Origin of the sequence: Streptomyces griseorubiginosus (genome assembly GCF_017614965.1) — a bacterium.
In the GTDB taxonomy this organism is placed as follows: Bacteria; Actinomycetota; Actinomycetes; order Streptomycetales; family Streptomycetaceae; genus Streptomyces; species Streptomyces griseorubiginosus_B.
In genome coordinates, this window is record NZ_WVUG01000513.1 from 1 (window position 1) to 3,414 (window position 3,414).

General features: G+C 68.7%; 3 protein-coding genes and 1 pseudogene. 3 read left to right on the forward strand and 1 reads right to left on the reverse strand.

Annotated features, from left to right (window positions below; translation table 11 throughout):
• Nucleotides 1-361 (forward strand): annotated as a pseudogene (locus tag GRC12_RS42890) (extracellular solute-binding protein); the annotation flags it as partial.
• A 101-nt stretch (nucleotides 362-462) separates the two neighbouring features.
• Nucleotides 463-1,041, forward strand: coding sequence for a hypothetical protein (locus tag GRC12_RS42895; RefSeq protein WP_208785857.1), 579 nt, complete (start codon nucleotides 463-465; stop codon nucleotides 1,039-1,041).
• Nucleotides 1,042-1,408: 367 nt separating this feature from the next.
• Here GRC12_RS42895 and GRC12_RS42900 read toward each other — a convergent pair whose 3' ends face one another.
• Nucleotides 1,409-2,056: a TetR/AcrR family transcriptional regulator gene (locus GRC12_RS42900; protein ID WP_208785858.1), complete on the reverse strand. Its 648-nt coding sequence runs from the start codon at nucleotides 2,054-2,056 to the stop codon at nucleotides 1,409-1,411.
• Between the two features lie 183 nt (nucleotides 2,057-2,239).
• Between GRC12_RS42900 and GRC12_RS42905 the strand changes: the two genes are divergently transcribed.
• A partial coding sequence (locus GRC12_RS42905) for a bifunctional 3-(3-hydroxy-phenyl)propionate/3-hydroxycinnamic acid hydroxylase (RefSeq protein WP_208785859.1) occupies nucleotides 2,240-3,414 on the forward strand: 1,175 nt, incomplete at its 3' end.

Sequence of the window (3,414 nt, forward strand, 5' to 3'; positions counted from 1 at the left end):
CCCCAAGCACAGCCCCTGGGTCACCTGGCCGCAGACCGCCGCCATCCTCAAGAAGGCCCCCCACAAGGCCGCCGCCAAGCTCTACCTGAGCTGGCTGCTGTCCAAGGACGCCCAGACCAACTCCATCTTCACCTGGAGCGCCCGCACCGACGTCCCCGCCCCCGCCGGCCGCAAGGGCATCTTCGACTACAAGAACACCAACCCCCTCGGCCTCGGCCACTTCATGGGCAACCGGACCGCCCTCGACCGCTACAAGGCACTGATCACCCTCTACGTCGGCGACGTCAAGGGCGTCGACCCCTCCGACCCCAACGGCGTGCTCGGCCTGTACCCGATCAACCGCGACGGCACCCAGGGCTGACGAGCTCTCGGCTTCGACGCGAAGCCGCACCCCCGCCTCGGGCCAAGGCTCGGCCAGGTAGGCCCAACTCGACCTGGCCCTCGAGTGAACCGGAGAAAGACATGGAATCGTTGAGTGCGCAGGCCGACGGCACGTACGAGCTGGAGAAGGACAACTGCATCCACTTCCACATGGTCGACTTCGTCGCCTGGAACAACCGCAAGTTCGACATGCAGGCCTACTACCACGCACCGGGCGTCTACGTGGAGATGGGCGGCGTGGCCACCGCCGACGTCGCCGAGCACATCGCCGCCATGAAGGACATCCTCGTCGACAACCCCGAGGCCCGGATCCTCCAGCACTACCCGCAGGTCGCCCAGGGCGAGTGGACGGCAGTCGTCGGCCACTACGTCCCCGGCGACTTCCGCCTCTGCACCTTCGCCCGCCACCACGAGGGGCAGATCGTGGAGGAGTACCTCTTCATGCGAGAGCTCACGGAGGAGGAGCCCGACCCGTACGAGGACGAGAAGCCCTTCGTCACGATCACCAGCCCCGACAGTGAACTGCTCCAGGTCGCCGCCGACATCCGTCCCGGCTGGAGCGCTGTCATCCGCGGCGACGAACTGGGCAAGCGATCGGCCACCTTCACCCGGCGCGAGGGCGGCGAGGTCGTCGAACAACTACGGTTCGCGGCGATCTAGCACGCGTTCGGAGTGAATCCCTCACGGCTGCGCCGGCTGCTGCCGGCACAGCCGCGTCGTGCTCCAGGCGGGTGTCCTTCGACGGCCCGCGTCCGGACCGTCGCGGAGATGACTGCGTTCGCGGTGGACCGTCGCCCGAGAAGGGCAGCCGGCCGCCGAACGTCAACTCCCTCCTTCGAGTTGCTCGGGCCACGGTGGAGTTCCGGGCAAGGGAGAGGGGTTGAGCCGTCGGCACGAGGGTGTGGGAAACGAAGAGAGCGAACCTATGTGAGTCGAGATTCACACAGGTGGTGAGCATGAGCTCACAATTCACAATTGTTCCTGTCGCGTCAAGTCCCATGCGCGCACCTGCCGCCGAGCCAGGCGGTCAGCGGCCTTCCGGGGCGCCGAGGAGGTAGGACACGACCGCGGTCTGGAGGTGGCTGCGCAGCTCGTTCCAGGGCAGCGGGCGGTCGGACTCGAGGAACTCCCCCTGCGTGACGCGGTGCGCGATCGTGGCGTAGACCAGGCGGAAGGCGAAGTCCAGCGCGGCCGCGGGATCCGGGTGCGCGACGGAAATGTGCCGCAGAGCCTCCGCGAAGTTGCGGTTGCCCTCGACGCTGACGCGCGAGCCTTCGATCCGTACCGCTTCGTGCCGGGTGCCGAGCAGCAGGAAAACGCGGAGCAGGCCCTCGTGCGCGTGAAACGCGTCGGTGATCGCGCCGACCGCCTCGGCGATCGCCACGGCCGGATCGCGCAGCAGGCGCAACCGCTCCGTGGACATGCGCTGACTGATCTCCGCCTGAAGGTTCTCGGTGAAGGCGTGCTGGATGGCCAGCAGGAGTCCTTCCTTGTCTCCGAACCGGCGGTAGATGCTGCCGACCGCCATGCCGGCCCGCTCGGCGACCGCGGCCACGGTCAGTGAGTCCACTCCGCCCTCTTCGAGCAGTACGTACCCGGCCTGCATGAGGTCTTGCTGCGAGCGGCGACTGCCTTCGCGGAGGGCGGCAGGCCTTCGGGTGGGGGACTCGGTCATCTGCGCAGTTTATCGACCAGGCTCTTGACGACCGTGTTGCCGTTGTGTGAATCTCGCTTCACTTCAACTGTGAATCTCGATTCACACATGGGCGTGGCTCGCACCGGACGGTCGGAGCCGCACCGCTCTCCCAATTCACCACGACCCCTCGCAACGGCGCGGGGCTGTCTTTGGAGGTCTCCGATGGCTCCCCGCTATGACGTCGCCGTCGTCGGTTACGGTCCGACCGGACTCGCCGCGGCGTCCCTGCTCGGCCGGCTCGGCCACCGGGTGGTGGTCTGCGAACGCTGGCCGGCCCTGTACGGGCTGCCCCGGCTCACCCACATCGACGACGAGACCGCACGTACCGTCCAGGCGGCGGGCGATGTCGACGAGGCGCTGCGGGACTCGTCCCCGTGCGAGTACCTGTGGGTCAACGGCAAGGGGGAGACGCTGGTGCGCATCCCGGCGATCGACGGCCCGATGGGGTATCCGGACCACATCTCCATGTACCAGCCGGATGTGGAGCACGCGATCGACAAGCGGCTCCGCGGTTACGGCACGGTCGACGTCCGCCAGGGCTGGGCGGTCACCGGCCTCGACCAGGACGACGACGGCGCCACCCTGCGCCTGTGCGGCTGGAATACCGAGACGAGCTGTGCTGACGGCCCGCGCGACGAGGTCCGGGCCCGCTATGTGATCGCCGCCGACGGCAGCCGCAGCGGGGTGCGGGAACTGCTCGGAGTGGAGCGCGAGGACTTCGGCTTCAACGAGAGTTGGGTCAACATCGACACCGAGTGGCTGCGCCCCCAACCACCGGAGTTCGCCTACGGCACCCAGTACTGCGATCCTGCGCGCGGGCACATGACCATCAACATCGGCACCACCCGCCAGCGCTTCGAGTTCGCCCTGCTGCCGGGCGAGTCCCGAGAGGAGATGACCACCCCGGAAGCGGCCTGGCGGCTGCTGCGCGACTATCACAACCTCGGCCCGGACGACGTAAGGATCACCCGTCAGCTCGTCTACGGCTTCGAGGCCCGCATCGCCACCCGCTGGCGCACCGGCAGGGTCTTCCTGGCCGGCGACGCCGCCCACACCATGCCCCCCTACCTCGGCCAGGGCGCGTGCAGCGGCATCCGCGACGCCACCAACCTCGCATGGAAACTCCACCTCGTCCTCGGCGGCCTGGCCCCCGAGGCTCTGCTGGACACCTACGAGAGCGAGCGCCGCCCGCACGTCGCCGCCCTCACCCACATGGCGCTCGGCCTCGGCAAGGTCGCCAACACCCACGACGTCGAGGCCGCGGCGGCCCGGGACGCGGCCTTCTTCGCGGGCAAGGTACCCCCACCGCCCCCGTCCCGCAGGGGCGGGAACGGGGG

Bases quoted from the DNA above. Each gene is read 5' to 3' on its own strand.
- GRC12_RS42900 (WP_208785858.1), bottom strand. From the start codon at position 2,056: ATGACCGAGTCCCCCACCCGAAGGCCTGCCGCCCTCCGCGAAGGCAGT.
- GRC12_RS42895 (WP_208785857.1), top strand. From the start codon at position 463: ATGGAATCGTTGAGTGCGCAGGCCGACGGCACGTACGAGCTGGAGAAG.